Source organism: Arthrobacter sp. MYb227 (assembly GCF_002975435.1).
Classification (GTDB): Bacteria; Actinomycetota; Actinomycetes; order Actinomycetales; family Micrococcaceae; genus Paeniglutamicibacter.
Genome location: NZ_PCPT01000003.1, coordinates 380,847 through 398,017, shown reverse-complemented (window position 1 = coordinate 398,017; position 17,171 = coordinate 380,847). Strand labels below are relative to the sequence as shown.

Genomic DNA, 17,171 nt, shown 5'->3' with positions numbered 1-17,171 from the left:
CATTGATCCTGTTCTTTAACGGGTTGTGGAATAGATACGTAGCAAGCCGGATCGTAAGATTGCGCTTCCTGAAAGTCTTTGGGCAACTGCCCGAACCCCGATTAACCGCCAAAGGTCCAGCACCCATGGCCTCGGCTACACGGCTTTCCCCCGACCGCGCTAGAAACAGGGAACGGATCTAACGACGCGCCGCCAAGGCAATCTGCGTCACCGCACGCTCAACGGCATATTTGGGATCTCTTGAGGCCCCCTTGACCTGGGCATCGGCCTCGGCAACAAGACGAATGCAACGGCTGAGGTCATCTGCATTCCAGTAACGGGCCTGTTCTTGGGCCGCCTGCACCTGCCACGGCGGCATACCTAGTTCGCTGGCAAGTTGACCCGCGGATTTTCTGGCACCAGCAACCTTTGCCACCTGCCGCAGCTTCATGGCAAGGGTTGCAACAATGGGTACCGGGTCGGTACCGGTGGCCAGCGCATGGCGTAGCGTGGAAAGAGCAATATCTGCTCGGCCCATCATGGCTGCATCGGCAACCTTGAAACCGGTTGCCTCAACCCGGCCGCCATAATATTTGTCTACGACTTCCTGATCGATGGCACCGGTAGTGTCCTGAATCAGTTGTGAACATGCTGCAGCAAGCTCGGAAAGGTCGCTACCTAAGGCAGCGACCAGGGCGCGTGCACCCTCTGAGCTCAGCCTACGTTTGGCAGCCTTGAATTCCTGGGAAACAAAATCAACCTTGTCGGAGTCCCGCTTCAACGGCTGGCAATCCACGAGTACTGCACCGGCGGCCTTGAGTGCATCGAGCAATTTTTTGCCACGCACTCCCCCGCTGTGATGCATGACCAATGTTGTCTCCGGTGCCGGCGCCTTGGCATACGCGAGGGTGTCTTCTAGGAAGTCCTCGTTCATATTTGCAAGACCGCGCACTTCAATGAGTTTGGTTTCGCTAAACAACGACGGGCTGGAGGCCAGTAGGAGTTCACCACGTTCGTAGGCGTTTGCCTCGAAGCCAATGACTTCAACCTCGCCTTCGGCACGCAGTAACGCCCGAACACGTTCAAAGGAGCGCGACGCCAGTAATTCTTCGGATCCTTGAAGCAGGATCAATGGAGCCGGGGAGAGTACTCGCCAAGAAATGCCTGCGCTCTTCGTAGCGCCGCGTGCCGCAGCCATGACAAAACCCTTACGTAGTGATCGAACAACCCCCTAAATACTATCCGCAACCAGATAGCAACGTTGTGCCCATCGGGAACGCGGGCTGAAAGGAAGAACTATTGCTTGACCTGGCGGGTGGATAGCGTGGAAATGCTCAGCCGATCATGTTCCCAACCCAACACTATGCTTCCGTGTTCATCGGTACGTAGCGCGGGAATCTGCGCGTTTTCAAGGGCCCGAATGATCTGCGGACTCGGGTGCCCATAGGTGTTCGATTTTCCCACCGAGATCAGCGCAACTACCGGTCTCACCCGGCCAATGATCTCGGTTCCTCCATTGCGTGCACCATGATGAGCGATCTTGAGAATATCGGCGGGCTGAATTTTCCCATGTGCCAGTAACTCCCCCATCGGTACTTCTTGCATATCCCCGGTTTCCAAAAAGCTGATGGTGCGTTCGGTGCCAGGGATTTTGATTTCGAAGCGCGTGACAAGTGAGGCGTCGTTCTCATCACTCATCGCGTCGCCGCCGGCGGGGGCGATCACCCGCCAGGAGACGTTGCCGGTTTCCCCATGGGCACCTGCGGCAAGCTGGGTGCCGCGGTGCCCCTGGAGAATCGGCGGGGAGGCGGGGGCATCAAGAATTGAGTAGTAGATTGCTGCTACCCGCCGCTTGGTTCCAACCCCGGCGATTCCACCATCATGATCGGCATGTTGGTGTGTGATGAAAAGTGCTGCAATCTCGTTGACCCGTAGCCGCTGCAAGCACGCATCAATGTCTTGCGGTTCACGGCCCGTGTCGATGACTATGGCTCGCCCGTCACCGGTATTGATCACGATTCCATCTCCCTGCCCCACATCGCAGGCGACAATCAGCCAATCGACCCGCGGCATGGGGAACAGGGCTGTCACCGGCAGCGTGAGGCCCATCAATAGTCCGACGGTGAGCGCTTGGACACCCGAAGGTAGTTTTGCGTGCCAGGTTCCTTCGCGCCCAGGCGCATAACCGAGCGAAAAGAAGACAGCAATGAAAATCCCCCAAGCTAACGCCAATCCCACAACGCCTACCGGCCAGGGCCGCAGTGCACCAGGTAAGGCCGCGACCCACATCCCCATGCTTCCCACCCATGTGGCGGGAATTCCTCCGGCCCACAGCAGGGCCATGCCGAGCGGTGGAAGCAGAGACAGCAGTATGACAGCTGCGGTGCCAGTTATAGTGATCCACGGGATCAAGGGGGCAACCAGCAGGTTTGCCGGCACCGAGTAGAGCGAAAAGGTCGGGCTTAGGCTCACCAGTACCGGCAGGCAAGCGATCTGTGCGGCAAGCGCGATCGCTATGCCCTCGGCCAAAAATTCGGGCAGCCTGCGTTTCAGGGATACCGCTAGTTTGCGCCCAATCATGACGATACCGGCGGTTGCCAGCGCGGAGAGTTGAAATGCGGCTTCACCGGCCAGATAAGGATCTGCCACAAGCAAGATGACAACCGCCAAGCACAAGGCGGACAGGGCGTTGCGTCCGCGCGATGAATGTACGGCGAACGCGGCGATACCACCCATAACCGCCGCGCGTAGCACGCTAGGTTCGAAGCCGACAAGCATCACAAACCCTGCCAAGGCCGCGAGCCCGCAGATGAATGTTGCACTGCGCGGAACTCCGGCAAAACGCAGCAATAAGGTCACCACGCCCAGCACCATTGCACAATTTGCGCCGCTAACCGCCGAAAGATGAGAAAGGCCCGAGGCCTTCATGGCATCGCCGAGCTCCTGGCTTTGCCCGCTGCGATCCCCAAAGACCATCCCCGGAAGTAATGCGCGGCCGGGGTCTGGGAGCACCTGGGCAGCCCGAATAAAGGTGGAGCGCAGCCGGGCGTCAAGAGATGCTGGTTTCTGCTCATCAATCAGGCGCACTGGAGTTATTGCTGTGAGCCTGAACCTGTTTCGTTGCCCAACCGGCGTCGCTTGAAAACGAGCCAGTACTTCAATCGTGCTGTCCCTGAGCGGTGGTGCAACGGTGGGAGCTTTCTCCTGCGGATAATTCAGTACAACGTGGACGTTGAGCCGAACCCACGTATCCCCAACCTTGATCATTTTCAGTGTTGCCTGAGCCCTGTAGGAGATCTTCTCTTGGGCTCCTTCGGAAAACTTATCGATGACGGTTCCCTGCTGTGGGGTTTGCTCCAAGACCAGTTGCACGCGGGCAACGTCAGATTTTTGTAGCGTCGAGCTCAACTGGTTCGGAAGGAGCGTTGCACCGCTCAGCAACATGTGGACCAGGACCAGTCCGGCTGCAGCACACATCAGAGCCGGTGCAGCGAAAAGTGGAGTGCTCTGGGTGCCAAGTACTCCATGGCGTTTGCGCAGCAGGAGCATGACGGCTATCCCCGCCAGTATGAGGCAGCCAACTGCCAGTGTTGCTTGCCGGGTTTGCTCGATGCGCACACCGAGCAGTGCCGCGCTCCAAGCCCCTATCAGTGACCACAAGCCGCGCAGGTCAAGGCGTAACGGCGCTATAGATGCTTCTGAAGGCAGCACGGAGAGGGAGGTAAGCTTTTTTATTAGTGTTTTGGGGATTCGATCATGCCCCGGCAGTTTTTCAAGCACTGCCAAGAGTGCCGCCTTGGGGTTTTGCCTAAGGCTCACTTGAACTCAACCCGGTCCCGAATCTTGCCCAGGAGTGCCGGGCCGATGCCGCTTACAGCATCGAGTTCCACCACGGAAGTGAACGCTCCGTTGCTTTGCCTAAAGTCAATGATGCGCTGGGCGAGTGCCGGACCAATGCCCGGCAGCACCTGTAACGCCGTGCTGTCGGCGGTATTGATATTGATTTTTGAACCACTCGCGTCGGGTTGACCTTGCGTAGAAGCATCGGATGCTGGTGTTGTTTCAGATGCCGGTGGATCTGGGACCGCGGCTGCGGGGAGTGGGTTTTCTCCACGTTTGGGGATGCGCACCTGTTGACCATCGGTGACTTGAGCCGCAAGGTTGATGTTCTCCGGTGCTGCATTGCTGTTCAATCCCCCGGCACTGGATACTGCATCGCGAACCCGCGAACCGGGCTCCAGCTCGTAGACGCCAGGGGTCTTGACCGCACCGATGACGTGAAGAATCAACTTGTCTGTTGGTCCCGAGGCGCTGCTGCCAGATGGCTCGGTGTTGAGTTGGGTGGTCCCGGTGGCCGCTGGCTTATCTGTGAAAGAGTCTGGGGAACCTTTACCCTGGGGTGCCGCCGGTGCCGATGATAGTTCAACGCTTTGTACCTCAAGTGGTCCATCGGGCGGCGGGTTGAAGAGCAAAGAAATAGAAATCCAGCTCAGGATTCCGATGACCAGTACGATGACTGCGGACCTGCCAATAAGCACGCGCAAGCGCCCCGGCACCGGTGCCGGGATGGAAGGTGCCTCATCGTTGGCCCAGTCGTGCCTGCCCATGAATCTAGTTGAACTCACCATGGGGGTGCTTTGCTGGCGAGTGCTCAGGACTGTGGAGAACTAGGCGTGCTGTGCGGAGAAGCCGGGCTGATTCAACGTAATTTCATACACATGCTGTTGCCAAGCGTGGTTCAAAATAGTAGCCAATGGCATGGCACCAAGAATCACACACCAGTAAAGTGCGCTTAGCTGTGTGGCGAGGGAGTCTCGGGTTCAGACAGGGACTCAGGATCAGCCACGTCGGCAGTTCCATGCTTGGCCCGCGGTTCGCGGCGGGCCGGAGCACTTCGACTTCTGGGTTCGGGCTTCACCGCTGCAGTTTTGGGAGTTGGTTTTGGATCTACGGGTGGTGGTGGCGGGGTACCGCCGGATATCGCAACGGCTAGTACCCCGGCACCCGTGTGTGCTCCAAGCACCGCGGGAACCGGAACGCTCAGTACCTCGGTGCGTGAAGCACCGGCGAGTTCGTGAACGATTTCTTCGGCGGCCGATTCATTCCCAAAATAGTGCACAGCAAGGCGCGCCTCGGGCCCACGCGCTTCGGCCTCGGCCCGTGCAATGGCAACCAACCGGGCCAGTGTGCGAGCGTGCGAACGGATCTTTTCGGTGGCTACGATATGTCCATCGCAGACGCTCAGGATGGGTTTGACGTTGAGCAGCGTGCCTAACATCGAGGCAACCGCGCTAATTCGCCCACCGCGGCGCAGCTGCTCAAGTGAAGGCACGGCAAAATAGACGTGATTTTTCGCTGCGTGCTGCGCCATCACGGTGAGCTCTTCGATGCTTGCTCCGGTGGCGGCCGCCTGGACAACATCCATCACCGCGAAGCCTTCGGCCAACGCGACGGTGAGTGAATCGATAACGGTAACCGGGACCGGGGATTGTTGGGCGCCGAGCCGCGCGGCATCAACGGTTCCAGACAGGGCACCGGAAAGGTGGATGGAGATGATCTGGGTGCAGCCAGCGGCGGCCAGATCCTGGTAGGCACGTAGCATTTGGCCCGGTGCCGGACGTGAAGTGCGTACGGCTTTGCCCATCGCCAGCCCCAGGGCTAGTTCGGTGGGTACATCGTCGGTGCCCTCGGAGAAAATCTGGGTATCGATCATCACTGGCATGGGTACCACACGCAAATAGTGTGCGTGCTCTTTGACCCAAGCTTCGGGAAGCGCGGCAGCGGAGTCAGTGACAACACCGATGGGTGCGGGAAGAACCGTTTCTGAGGGTTCGGCGCGTTCGATGCGCTGACGCAGTTTGCCCACCCAGGCCCCCGGGCGTTTGGGCCAGGGGGCCTGGGTGGGCAACTGGTCGGCGTTCATAGTGCTAGGTTACAGGCTCACTAGGAAGCCGGTACCACGTTCACCAATTTCGGGGCACGCACGATGACCTTGTTGATCGCCGCGCCGTCGAGGAAACGGATGACCGATTCGTTGGCTAGTGCCAGGGCTTCAAGGTCTTCGGCGGTAATGTCTACCGGTACCTCGAGGCGAGCACGGACCTTGCCCTTGATCTGCACTACCGCGGTGATTGTATCTTCCACCAGCAGCGCCTCGTCAACTACCGGCCAACCGGCGTTGGCGATGGCTGGCTCATGACCAAGTGCTGCCCACATGTCTTCTGCCGTGTAGGGGGCGAAGAGCGAGAGGATGATTGCGGTTGCCTCGGCGGCCTCGCGAACGGCTGGATCCGCGGCGCCAGCGCCGGAGTCGATCACCTTGCGGGTCGCGTTGACAAGTTCCATGGCCTTGGCGATGACGACGTTGAACTTGCCGCCTTCGAGCAGGTTCGCCGCCTCATGAACCGTCTTGTGGGTCACGTGGCGCAGGGCTTTGTCTCCGGCGGCCGGATCCACGCCGGGCTCCGAGGTGACATCCTGAGCCACGCGCCAGGCGCGAGCCAAGAACTTCTGCGAACCACCCGGGGAAACATCCGCCCAGTCAACATCGTCTTCCGGAGGGGAAGCGAAGATCATGGTCAGACGCACCGCGTCAACGCCGTACTTATCAAGCTGCTCGCCAAGATCCACGCCGTTACCCAACGACTTGCTCATGGCCTTACCGCCATTGAGCACCTGGCCCTGGTTCAACAGGGCGCTGAACGGCTCCTGCACATCGATCAGGCCCAGGTCATAGATGACCTTGGTGAAGAAGCGCGAGTAGAGCAGGTGCAGGATCGCATGCTCAACGCCACCGACGTACTGGCCCACCGGCATCCAATCGCGCACGGCCTTGGGGTCAAACGGACCCTCGGTGAAGTGCGGGGAGACGAAGCGCAGGAAGTACCAGGAGGAATCCACGAAGGTGTCCATGGTGTCGGTATCGCGCTTGGCAGGTGCCGCACACTTCGGGCACGGCACGTTGACCCAGTCGCTGGCCGCTGCCAACGGGGAAGTGCCCTTGGGCGCCAATTCTTCGCCACGCAGGTTATCGGGCAGGCGCACCGGCAGCTGATCATCCGGAACCGGGACTTCACCACAGGATTCGCAGTGGATGATCGGGATCGGGGTGCCCCAGAAACGCTGGCGGCTCAGCAGCCAGTCACGCAGGCGGAAGTTGACGAACTTCTCGCCGGTTCCGGCAGCCTCAACAATTTCAATGGCCCGGGCAATGCCCGCTTCCTTGGGCAGGCCGTCGAGCTCACCGGAGTTGACCAGAGTGCCTTCTCCGGCGGTCGCGACACCGCTGATTGCCGGGTCTTCCTCGCCGGTGTCAAGCACCACGCGGATCGGCAGATCAAAGGTGCGTGCAAAGTCAAGGTCGCGCTGGTCGTGCGCGGGCACGGCCATGATGGCACCGGTGCCGTATTCGGCCAGCACGTAGTCGGCGGCCCAGACCGGCAGCTTCGCCCCGTTGAGCGGGTTGATCGCGTAACGGCCGGTGAACACCCCTGTCTTTTCGCGCTCGGTCGCCTGGCGTTCGATCTCCGACAGCGCCTTGACTTGTTCCTGGTAGTCCTCCAGGGCCTGACGGTGCTCGTCGGTGACCAGTTCGTTGGCCAGCTCGGCATCGGCAGCGACAACAAAGAACGTTGCCCCATGCAGGGTGTCCGGGCGGGTGGTGAAGACCGTGGTCTTGTGCGCTTCTAAGGTGTCGGTGGCTTCGATGATGAAGTCAACGTGGGCGCCCTCGGAGCGGCCAATCCAGTTTTTCTGCATGGCAAGCACGCGCTCGGGCCAGTGCCCGTGCAGCTCTTCCATGTCATCGAGCAGGCGATCTGCGTAGTCGGTGATCTTGAAGTACCACTGGTTCAGCGACTTCTTGGTCACCAGGGTGCCGCAACGTTCACAGGCACCGTTGACTACCTGTTCGTTGGCCAGCACGGTCTGGTCCTTCGGGCACCAGTTCACCGGGTGGTTCTTGCGGTAGGCAAGGCCCTTTTCGTAGAAGCGGGTGAACAGCCACTGGGTCCAGCGGTAGTATTCCGGGTCCGAGGTGTGCAGGCGGCGATCCCAGTCGGCGGAGATCGCGTAGCGCTTGAAGCTGGCGGCCTGAGTGTCGATGTTCTTGTACGTCCACTCTTTGGGGTGCACGTTGTTCTTGATAGCTGCGTTCTCGGCCGGCAGGCCAAAGGAGTCCCAGCCGATCGGGTGCATGACGTCGTAGCCCTGCTGGCGCCAGAAACGTGAGACGACATCTCCCATGGCGAAGGCTTCGGCGTGACCCATGTGTAGGTCGCCGGAGGGGTACGGGAACATGTCTAGGACGTAGCGGCGTTCCTTGCTGCCATCATCTGTGGGGGTGAAGACACCTAGCTCGTCCCACACCGGGGCCCACTTGGCTTCCATCTCCTGGAAGCTGTAGGCCGCTGCGGTGGACTCGTGGTCCGCGGTTTCGGTGCCGGTAGGCTCAGTGCTCACTATCGTGTTCGCCTTCTTATTCATCGTGCGCGTATGTTGGAACGTTGTTGGGCATGCTGTGGTGGTGCGAATGCGTCAAATTCATTATTTTGAGCCAAGTCGTGACACACAAAAGCCCCTTGCATGCAAGGGGCTGGCCGTACGGGTGTAAATCCCATACGGCTAGGTTAGCAAAAGCTCAACGTTCATGTTTTACAGTGTATCGCAATGCAAATACATTGCCCCACTTGATCATGCGGCCCCCGGAGACGATAGCTGATGTTTAGATGGAGAATCGACCCGAAGAAACCCGAAATGCTTTGCGGATCCGGCAAGAAGGCGTTCACGGGGACAGCTGAGGTATTCCAGTCAACGGCTACCATTCCCTGATGGGTTTGCCGAGAAATGGTTCAGGCGCGATCGTAGGTGAGAACGCGAACGCCCGAGTCGAGCAATGTCTCTGCAACCGGCTGGAACATATGGGGCTGGAAGGGGCCGTTGAAGAGAGGTATTCCAGATCCGATGATGGACCGGTTCTGTTTCAGTACGAGTCGGTCGATTTCTGGCAGCAGGGAGTGGGCCAGTTTGCCGCCTCCCACCAGCCACAGGTCTTTGCCTTCCTCGGCTTTAAGTGCGCGGACGCGTTTCTGTGCGTTATCACGGACAATCTCGATAACCGGGTTCTGACTTTTTAGTGTGGTTGAAAAAACGAGGTGGCGAAGGTGTGGGTACGCGTCGGTCATTCCAGCTGCAAGCCCGATCTCGTACGACACTCGTCCTTCCAAGACGGTGTCGAATACCTTGTGGGGGCCATCGATGCCCATCGCGGTACGTGCAGGCCCGGGGAGCGTTTCGGGGTACTGTCCGATGATGAATTCGATGACATCGGGCGTGAGCGGAAAGTAGTCCGCACCGCTTGGATCGTCGCCGTTCGGGCCAGCGATATAGCCGTCAAGTGTTGTAGCCACGTAATACACGAGTTTTCGCATGGTTATCCATTCGTGAGATGACGAGCGTGCCACCACAAGCATGCCAAGAGCGTCGAGCCGAGGTCAATGAAAACATGAATAAACGATCATTGTGGATGGCATTCTAAATACTTTATGCACCTTTCGCAGCCGGAACGTCACGGAAACTGACAGCCGCTGAGACTTGCCCAAGTCATGGATGCATCACTGAAGCTCAAGCGGATAGGAGTCACCCTTCTGCCCCACGCGCAGCAATGGCATATCCGGTGCTTGTAATTCACGAGGTGCGTGGGTGACTACCGTTTCCGCCGAAAACATCGTCCAGAAGAGCAATGAACGGCCACCGTACGGCACACATCGAATCAAGGGGCCACGGCGCGGGCACTGCTGGTGCCCACGACCAATAGATCAAGGTGTTGAGAAAAATAGTCGCCTGTAGTGGAAGCCGCAGACTCGGATCCACTACAGGCTGGAGGCATAGCTATGGGTTGCCTAGCGTACGTCCTCATCAACCCAGTCGAAGGTGCGGGTCACTGCCTTCTTCCACAATCGCATTTGGCGTTCGCGCTCGGCCGGTTCCATGGTTGGTTCCCAACGTTTGTCTTCGGACCAATTAGCACCCAGCTCCCCCAGATCCTTCCAGAACCCCACGGCAAGACCCGCGGCGTAGGCGGCACCCAGTGCCGTGGTCTCGGTGACCCTCGGGCGAATCACCGGAACACCCAACAGATCGGCCTGGAATTGCATCAGCGCATCGTTGGCAACCATCCCGCCATCGACTTTCAGCTCGGTCAGGGGCACCATGGCATCGGCGTTGACCGCATCGAGTACTTCGCGGGTTTGGAAGGCGGTTGCTTCAAGTGCGGCACGGGCAATGTGGTGCTTGTTGGCAAACCGTGTCAGCCCGACGATGGCACCTCGGGCGTCGGAACGCCAATAGGGTGCAAAGAGTCCGGAGAATGCCGGGACTATATAGACCCCGCCGTTATCGCTGACTTCCGCCGCAAGCGCCTCGACCTCGGGAGCCGTGGCAATCATGCCGATGTTATCGCGCAACCACTGGATCAGTGATCCGGCCACCGCGATTGATCCCTCAAGTGCATACACCGGGTCCGCGTCGCCGAGCTTGTAGCCCAATGTGGTCAGTAGCCCATTACTGGAGCGCACAATTTCGGTTCCGGTGTTAAAGATCAGGAAGCAGCCGGTGCCGTAAGTATTTTTGGCATCCCCGGCGCCAAAGGCGGCCTGGCCGAAGGTTGCTGCCTGCTGATCCCCGAGGATCCCAGAAATGGGTACCTCGCGCAGAAGCTGGGAGGAGTGCACATGTCCGTAGATTTCGGAGGACGACTTGATGGCCGGCAACATGGATGCAGGGACACCGAAGTCGGCGAGGATTTGTGCATCCCAGTCAAGGGTTTCTAGGTCCATGAATAGGGTGCGCGAGGCGTTTGTGACATCGGTGATGTGCACGCCGCCATCGGTTCCTCCGGTCAGATTCCAGGTGACCCAGGTGTCGGTATTGCCAAAGAGTAATTCTCCGGCTTCGGCTGCCTCGCGGGCGCCTTCCACGTTATCGAGGATCCACTTGATTTTGGTGCCGGAGAAGTAAGGGGCCAGCGGTAGTCCGACGCGCTGCTTGTAGCGGTCGATTCCTCCGTGCCCGGCAAGCTCGTCAACCATGTGCTGAGTGCGGGTGTCTTGCCAGACAATGGCGTTGTAGATTGGCATCCCGGTGCGTTTGTTCCACACCACCGTTGTTTCGCGCTGGTTGGTGATGCCCACCGCGACGATGTCGTGCCGGGTGAGGCTGGCACCGGCAAGGGCCACGGCGATGACCTCGCGGACGTTGTTCCAGATTTCGTTGGCATCGTGTTCAACCCAGCCGGCCTGCGGGAAAATCTGTTGGTGTTCCATTTGGCCGGTGGACACGATGGTGCCGTCGTGGTCAAAGACGATGGCACGGGAGCTAGTAGTTCCCTGATCGATGGCGATGATGTACTTGGACATGTGCGTTGGTCCCTTTCAACGACGAGCCGGATCCGACCCTGCCTGGTGTATGCCTGCCCCGGAGCCGAGGCCATTCTCGGTGCTGGGTAGGTGAACTACTATGTGGAAACTCTATAAGAGTGTGTAGCGAAGCTGCGTTATTGCTTGTTATGGGGGTGTTAGAACATGGCCATGGCGCCGAGTCCACCGAGGGTGCCACCGGTGAGTGGACCGAGTACCGGAACCCACGCGTAGGACCAATCGCTGGACCCCTTGTTCTTGATCGGTAGTAATGCATGAATGATTCTGGGGCCAAGATCTCGGGCCGGGTTGATCGCATACCCGGTGGGTCCACCCAGTGAGGCGCCAATGCCCACCACGAGCAGAGCCACGGCCAGCGGTCCAAGTCCATGCGGTGTGGTGCCAAATCCGGCGATGACGAGCACCAGCACGAACGTTGCGATAATTTCGGTCAGTAGGTTCCATCCGTAGTGGCGGATCGCCGGGCCGGTTGAGAAGACCGCAAGTTTCAGTGCCGGGTCTTGCTCGGCATCAAAGTGTTGTTTGTAGGTCAGATAGCACAGCAGCGCGCCGAGCATAGCGCCGATGAATTGGGCACCAAAATAGCCGAGGAGCACAGCAAGACTTTTTGCCACTCCCGGGGCGAACTCGGCGGCATCTGCATTGACGAAAATGCCGAGGGAAACCGCGGGGTTTAGGTGGGCCCCGGAGGCCGCGGCCACCCAGACACCGGCGAATACCGCCAAGCCCCAGCCGAAGTTGATCATGAGGGTACCGCCACCGTTCCCCTTGGTCTTGGCCAGCAGGACGTTTGCAACTACACCCCCACCCATCAGGATCATGAGCATGGTGCCCAATATTTCGGCGGTGAAAACCTGCACTGTCATGGAACGTGTTCTTTCGTATGTGAGATACGGAGGGAAAACCTTGTTCTGCCCCCCCACGGGGCAGCGGACCAGCCGCGGGTCGAGACGCATAGCTGAGGCGGCAGAGGCACAAAACTATTTTTTGGCGCACGCTAGCCACAATGATTTTCGAGAAGATGTGAGTGATGATGCTAAGAGCATGAGCACAGGTACTGGCACAGAACTGCTGCTCGCGGTCCGTGACCCGCGTAGCCGGGCTTGCTAGGCGGTGCGAGTCACCGGTTGGTGGGTGCGCCAGCTACCCTCAGGCGTGCCTGATGCCCCCACCAACTAGCGGAAGGCATTAGGCATGTGCCTGGGCAAAGCGCACACCATGTTCCTGCTCCAATACGCGGGTGCATTCGGTGATCTGTTCTTGGATCATTACCTGATCCCAGCCCAGCGCTGGTGCAAGAATTTCAGCGCAGACAGCCATGAGTTCCTGGGTGACAAGCCCCCGGAATGCCAGCGAGGTGCGTCGAATGAACACGTCAACCAGCGTGCCAAGCTGTTCGTGGGCCGCCAAGTAAAGCAATTCCGCTGCCGAAAGTTCGCTGCTCTGCTCGAGCACCGGATCATTGTCGCCCATGATTGCCAACACATCATCGGCGCGGCTACCATAACGCTCAAGTAGCACCTCAAGACGATCGCGGCTTGCCCGATCCGTCCTGGCCGCAAGCCATGCATTTTGTTCCTTGAGGCTGTTCGGGTAGTTTTTACCCCCACCGATTGCTACGCCGCGGGTGCTCTTTTCTTGGGTAACACCCAACTCGCCGAGTACCTGCTGGCCCAAGGTTTCGGCCAACGCGCGGAAAGTAGTCCACTTGCCACCGACAAGCGAGAGCATGGTGGTGTCGCTGGCCAGCTCGGTGCGCTCCACCCGGTAGTCGCGTGAGACAAAGCCGGGGGCCGTGTCATCATGCCGTGGTAGCGGGCGAACACCGGAGAACTTGTACACAATCTGTTCTTCGGTCACCGTAATGCGGGGGAAGACATGGTGGATGAGGTCAAAGAAGTAGCTGATCTCCTCATCGGTGCATCGCGCGGGGACATTCATATCCGCGTTGATATCTGTGGTGCCAACCAGCACGCGATCTCCCATGGGGTAGATCAGGACGATGCGACCATCTGAATGCTCAAAGAAAATTTCCCGCCCCGCACACGCGGCAAGCAGTTCCGGGTGATCCAACACGATGTGACTGCCCTTGGTCCCACCCATGAAATGGCTCGGGGTGCCGATTGCCTGGTTGGTCAGATCCACCCAAGCACCTGTTGCATTAACAATCACCTCGGCAGCAAAAGTGAATTCCTCACCCGTGAGCTCATCACGTAGGCGTGCACCGGAAGCATCATGGCCCACCAGGGAGACATAGTTACTGGCGCGAGCCGCAGCATGTGACTCAAGCCCATCACGGAGCACATCGAGGGTGAGCCGCTCGGGGTTGTGGACCGAGGCATCAAAGTAGGTTGCCGTGTATTTCACATCATCGCGTAGCTGCGGCAACTCGGCCAGCGAGGCCTTGGCCCCACGGAACTTGTGCCACGGAGTGTTGCGCGTCGAGCTTCCGGCACCGGCAAAGATGTCATAGAGCACCAACCCGGCCTTGATCAGCACGGCACCACGCTCGGTGGGCTTACCCGACTTATGTGTCAAAAAGCGTATGGGGGCAGACAAGATCCCGGAGAAGGTAGAAAAGATTGGGATTGTCGTCTGCAACGGCTTGACGTAGTGCGGGGCAATCTCCAGCAGCGAGTTACGTTCCTGCACCGATTCGTGCACCAAGCGGAATTCACCGTTCTCCAGATAACGGATACCGCCATGGATCATATGCGAGGAAGCACCCGAGGCGCCCTGACAATAGTCCCCGCGTTCAACGAGGGCCACATCAACGCCCTGCATGGCAAGGTAGCGGAAGGTGGCTACACCGTTAATTCCACCACCGACAATGAGCACCTTGGCTCCGGGGCGTTCGCGCAAGGCAGCGAGTTGTGAACGATGATCGGTTGCGGCTTCCACTGTGAGGCCCTTCCATGGTGCTTAGATACGTGCTTCAAACTTCATCGGTATCCGGTTACGATGCGACACCATCAACCCTTCACAAGGCAGGAAGCGCTTGATCCTGCCAAGCCTCCAAGGGAGGAAGGCGCATCGCACCGGATACGAGTTAGTCTGGTCAGTGCAGCACACTCCCGTCAACCTAAATGCACATATGTGCACGAAAGGCCGTTTCGGTATATGAAACAGCACCTAACCACCGACTTTTCCACCACCCCCGGTGCAAAAAACGTGCATACCAAACCCCCCGCCGGAACAATCAGCCACGCGGTTCCCCGCGAACGCGACGCACTACGTGCCGCCCAGCTCTACTACCTCCAACACCTCACCATGGAAGCCATCTCCAAGGAGCTCGCCGTCTCGCGCTCCACGGTCTCGCGCCTGCTCGCCCACGCCAGGCGCACCGGCCTGGTCACCATCGAAATCAACGCGGTAGGTGCCAAAACCCCGGTACTCATCCAAGAACTCGAACGTATCTTCGAAATCAATGTGACGGTAGTACCCACCGATGGATCCCTCGGAGAACACGAAATCCTCGACCGCGTCGCCTCGCACGCCGCCCACGTCCTTTCAAACCTCGTCTCCTCCGGCATGACGGTCGGCATCGCCTGGGGATCGACAATCCAAGCACTCTCCAACGCACTACCCCGCAAACCCACCCACGACACAGTCATCGTCCAACTCAACGGCGCAGCAAACCCACAAACCACGGGACTCACCTACGCCTCGGACATCCTCAAACGATTCGGCACCGCCTTTACCGCCCGCGTCGAACAATTCCCGGTCCCCGCCTTCTTCGACCAAGCCAGCACCCGCGAAGCCATGTGGCGCGAAGGCTCGGTCCAACGCGTGCTCAAAATCCAGGAGGGCATGGGACTGGCGGTCTTCAGCCTCGGCACCACCGCCGCCGCAGTCCCCTCCCAGGTCCACCGCGGCGGCTACCTCACCACCACGGAAGACCAGGCCCTCCGCGCCCACGGAGTCGTCGGAGACGTAGCAACCCGCTTCTTCGACGCCCTGGGCAATGACGAAGGCATCGAAATCAACGAACGAGCCACCGGCCCATCCCTGCACAGCCTGCGAGCAATCCCCCGGCGCCTGTGCATCGTCTCGGGCCGCGGTAAACTCAGCGCCCTACGCGCGGCGCTCGCCGGAGGGCTGATCACCGACCTGGTCCTCGATGAGGGAACCGCACTTGATCTGCTCAATTCCCCCGGCTAAGACTTCTACCCCCTCGCCTGCGCATCCTCTTGTAGAGCGTGCCACTAGGCTAGATACATGCACGCCCAGCCCTTTGCGCCCACCCGCCCAGCTCTTCGCAGTACTCATCAGATTCACGGTTCTACCGTGCAATGTTGGACATACCTTGCCCAGCAACCCAGTCGCGGAGTCATCCTGGCCGTGCATGGGTTCCGCGGGGATCATCACGGGCTGATTCGCCTCATCGAAGAACTGCCTGCCTACACGGTGATCGTTCCGGATCTTCCCGGTTTTGGCACCTCGACACCCTTTGGTGCCGCGGCAGCGCTGCATGACGCTTCAGTACCTCTTGACGAGGGCATCCCGGCACATGACGCGGTGGGTTACGGCCAGGTCATTGCCGCGTTACGCGAAGACCTGGGGCTGGATGAGCAGACCATTTTGCTGGGCCACTCATTTGGTTCAATCGTCGCCTCGGACTACTTAGCCAAGTATCCCGCTCATTTTTCGCAATTGGTGCTGATCAACCCCATCTGCGAGCCGGCACTTGAAGGTGACCAAGCGCTGATGTCCAAGGCAGCTGGCCTGTACTACTGGGCCGGTGCCATCCTGCCCAAAAAACTAGGTGAGGGCCTGTTGCGCTCACGCCTGATCACCGATATCACCTCGCTGGCAATGCTCAAATCTAAGGACCCGGCGATGCGCCACTATGTCTTTGATCAGCACCGGCGGTATTTCTCGGGCTTCACCTCGCGTGCCACGTTACGCGAGGCCTACGGTGCCTCAATCACCCAGACGGTGCGCGATGTCGCGGCACGTATCAATAACCCGACGTTGCTGGTGGTGGGCGAAAAGGATGAGCTGGGCTCGATTCCGGCACAAAAGGCGCTTGCCCGCAGCTTCCCACGCGGTCTCATGCGGGTCATTGCCGATGTCGGACACCTGATTCACTACGAGAAAGCCCCCGAGGCCGCCGCGCTGATCAACGAATTCCTGACCACCGAGAACCCGTGGAAACCCAAGGGAATGCCCCGGATTCTCCATACTCGGCCCTCACAAAATCTGGGCGACTAGAGGTCCTTAGAGGACCTCAATGAAAGGTGCCGCGGCATGGCGCAACGTCATGGCGTTGCGGACGGAATCTTCAACAACACCCAAGATTTCCAACGACTGGTAAAACTCTTGATCGTGCTCGGCAAGTCGATGCAGCTCGGTCATGCGTTCACGCATTTTGGCTTCAATATCGGTGATTGTCGAAGCGGTCCAAGCGGGTACTACCCACGCTCCCCACAATAATCCGCCCCCGTGCTCGAAGACCGCTCGAGTCAGCTCGGGAGCCGAGTACACGAGCGTTTGTAGCTGCATATTGTTCACGTAGCTACACAACAACTGTGGTTCGTCCTGGTCCAACCTGTCCGCGGCATAATCCGGCCAGTCAAAGTCAATCGCCAACACATCTGGGTACTGCTTCGGTCGCTCAGGAGCAGACTTGTGATGGCTGGTGAACCTCACAAGCCTACTAATGACGTTTGTGTAAGACCGCGTACGCACAGGAGCCCACGTAGCGCTTGGATCTGCTGCTGGATTCTCCATAAACACAGTGTAAACCGCCGGGAG

The 17,171-nt window shown here is 59.1% G+C and carries 12 protein-coding genes; 2 read left to right on the top strand and 10 right to left on the bottom strand.

The genetic code is table 11. From position 1 onward, the window contains the following. Positions 1-178: 178 nt before the first annotated feature. From holA to CQ018_RS09315, 9 genes are all read right to left on the bottom strand, one after another. A complete protein-coding gene (holA, locus tag CQ018_RS09355; RefSeq protein ID WP_105549713.1) occupies positions 179-1,177 on the bottom strand; it encodes a DNA polymerase III subunit delta in 999 nt (332 codons plus the stop codon). 98 nt (positions 1,178-1,275) lie between these two features. Further along, a complete protein-coding gene (locus tag CQ018_RS09350; protein WP_105549712.1) occupies positions 1,276-3,798 on the bottom strand; it encodes a DNA internalization-related competence protein ComEC/Rec2 in 2,523 nt (840 codons plus the stop codon). Then, on the bottom strand, positions 3,795-4,586 hold the full coding sequence (locus CQ018_RS09345; RefSeq protein ID WP_219844038.1) for a ComEA family DNA-binding protein: 792 nt from the start codon (positions 4,584-4,586) through the stop codon (positions 3,795-3,797). The genes CQ018_RS09350 and CQ018_RS09345 overlap by 4 nt, the downstream gene beginning before the upstream one ends. Before the next feature lie 185 nt (positions 4,587-4,771). Next, entirely contained in the window at positions 4,772-5,902 is a 1,131-nt protein-coding gene (locus tag CQ018_RS09340) for a DegV family protein (protein ID WP_105549710.1), read from the bottom strand. A 20-nt stretch (positions 5,903-5,922) separates the two neighbouring features. Beyond that, entirely contained in the window at positions 5,923-8,439 is a 2,517-nt protein-coding gene (gene leuS, locus CQ018_RS09335; protein ID WP_105549709.1) for a leucine--tRNA ligase, read from the bottom strand. Positions 8,440-8,828: 389 nt separating this feature from the next. Then, positions 8,829-9,386 carry a dihydrofolate reductase family protein gene (locus tag CQ018_RS09330; protein WP_258142497.1) on the bottom strand — a complete coding sequence of 186 codons (558 nt, stop codon included), beginning with the start codon at positions 9,384-9,386 and terminating at the stop codon, positions 8,829-8,831. A 492-nt stretch (positions 9,387-9,878) separates the two neighbouring features. Then, positions 9,879-11,393, bottom strand: coding sequence for a glycerol kinase GlpK (gene glpK / locus CQ018_RS09325; RefSeq protein ID WP_105549707.1), 1,515 nt, complete (start codon positions 11,391-11,393; stop codon positions 9,879-9,881). 158 nt (positions 11,394-11,551) lie between these two features. Then, positions 11,552-12,280: an MIP/aquaporin family protein gene (locus tag CQ018_RS09320; protein ID WP_105549706.1), complete on the bottom strand. Its 729-nt coding sequence runs from the start codon at positions 12,278-12,280 to the stop codon at positions 11,552-11,554. 322 nt (positions 12,281-12,602) lie between these two features. After that, on the bottom strand, positions 12,603-14,315 hold the full coding sequence (locus CQ018_RS09315) for a glycerol-3-phosphate dehydrogenase/oxidase (protein ID WP_105549705.1): 1,713 nt from the start codon (positions 14,313-14,315) through the stop codon (positions 12,603-12,605). Between the two features lie 219 nt (positions 14,316-14,534). Here CQ018_RS09315 and CQ018_RS09310 point away from each other — a divergent pair, with 219 nt between their 5' ends. Continuing rightward, positions 14,535-15,575, top strand: coding sequence for a sugar-binding transcriptional regulator (locus CQ018_RS09310; RefSeq protein ID WP_146111867.1), 1,041 nt, complete (start codon positions 14,535-14,537; stop codon positions 15,573-15,575). Positions 15,576-15,632: 57 nt separating this feature from the next. Continuing rightward, entirely contained in the window at positions 15,633-16,628 is a 996-nt protein-coding gene (locus CQ018_RS09305; protein WP_105549704.1) for an alpha/beta fold hydrolase, read from the top strand. A 6-nt stretch (positions 16,629-16,634) separates the two neighbouring features. Here CQ018_RS09305 and CQ018_RS09300 read toward each other — a convergent pair whose 3' ends face one another. Next, positions 16,635-17,147: a hypothetical protein gene (locus CQ018_RS09300; RefSeq protein WP_146111866.1), complete on the bottom strand. Its 513-nt coding sequence runs from the start codon at positions 17,145-17,147 to the stop codon at positions 16,635-16,637. Between the last annotated feature and the right edge of the window lie 24 nt (positions 17,148-17,171).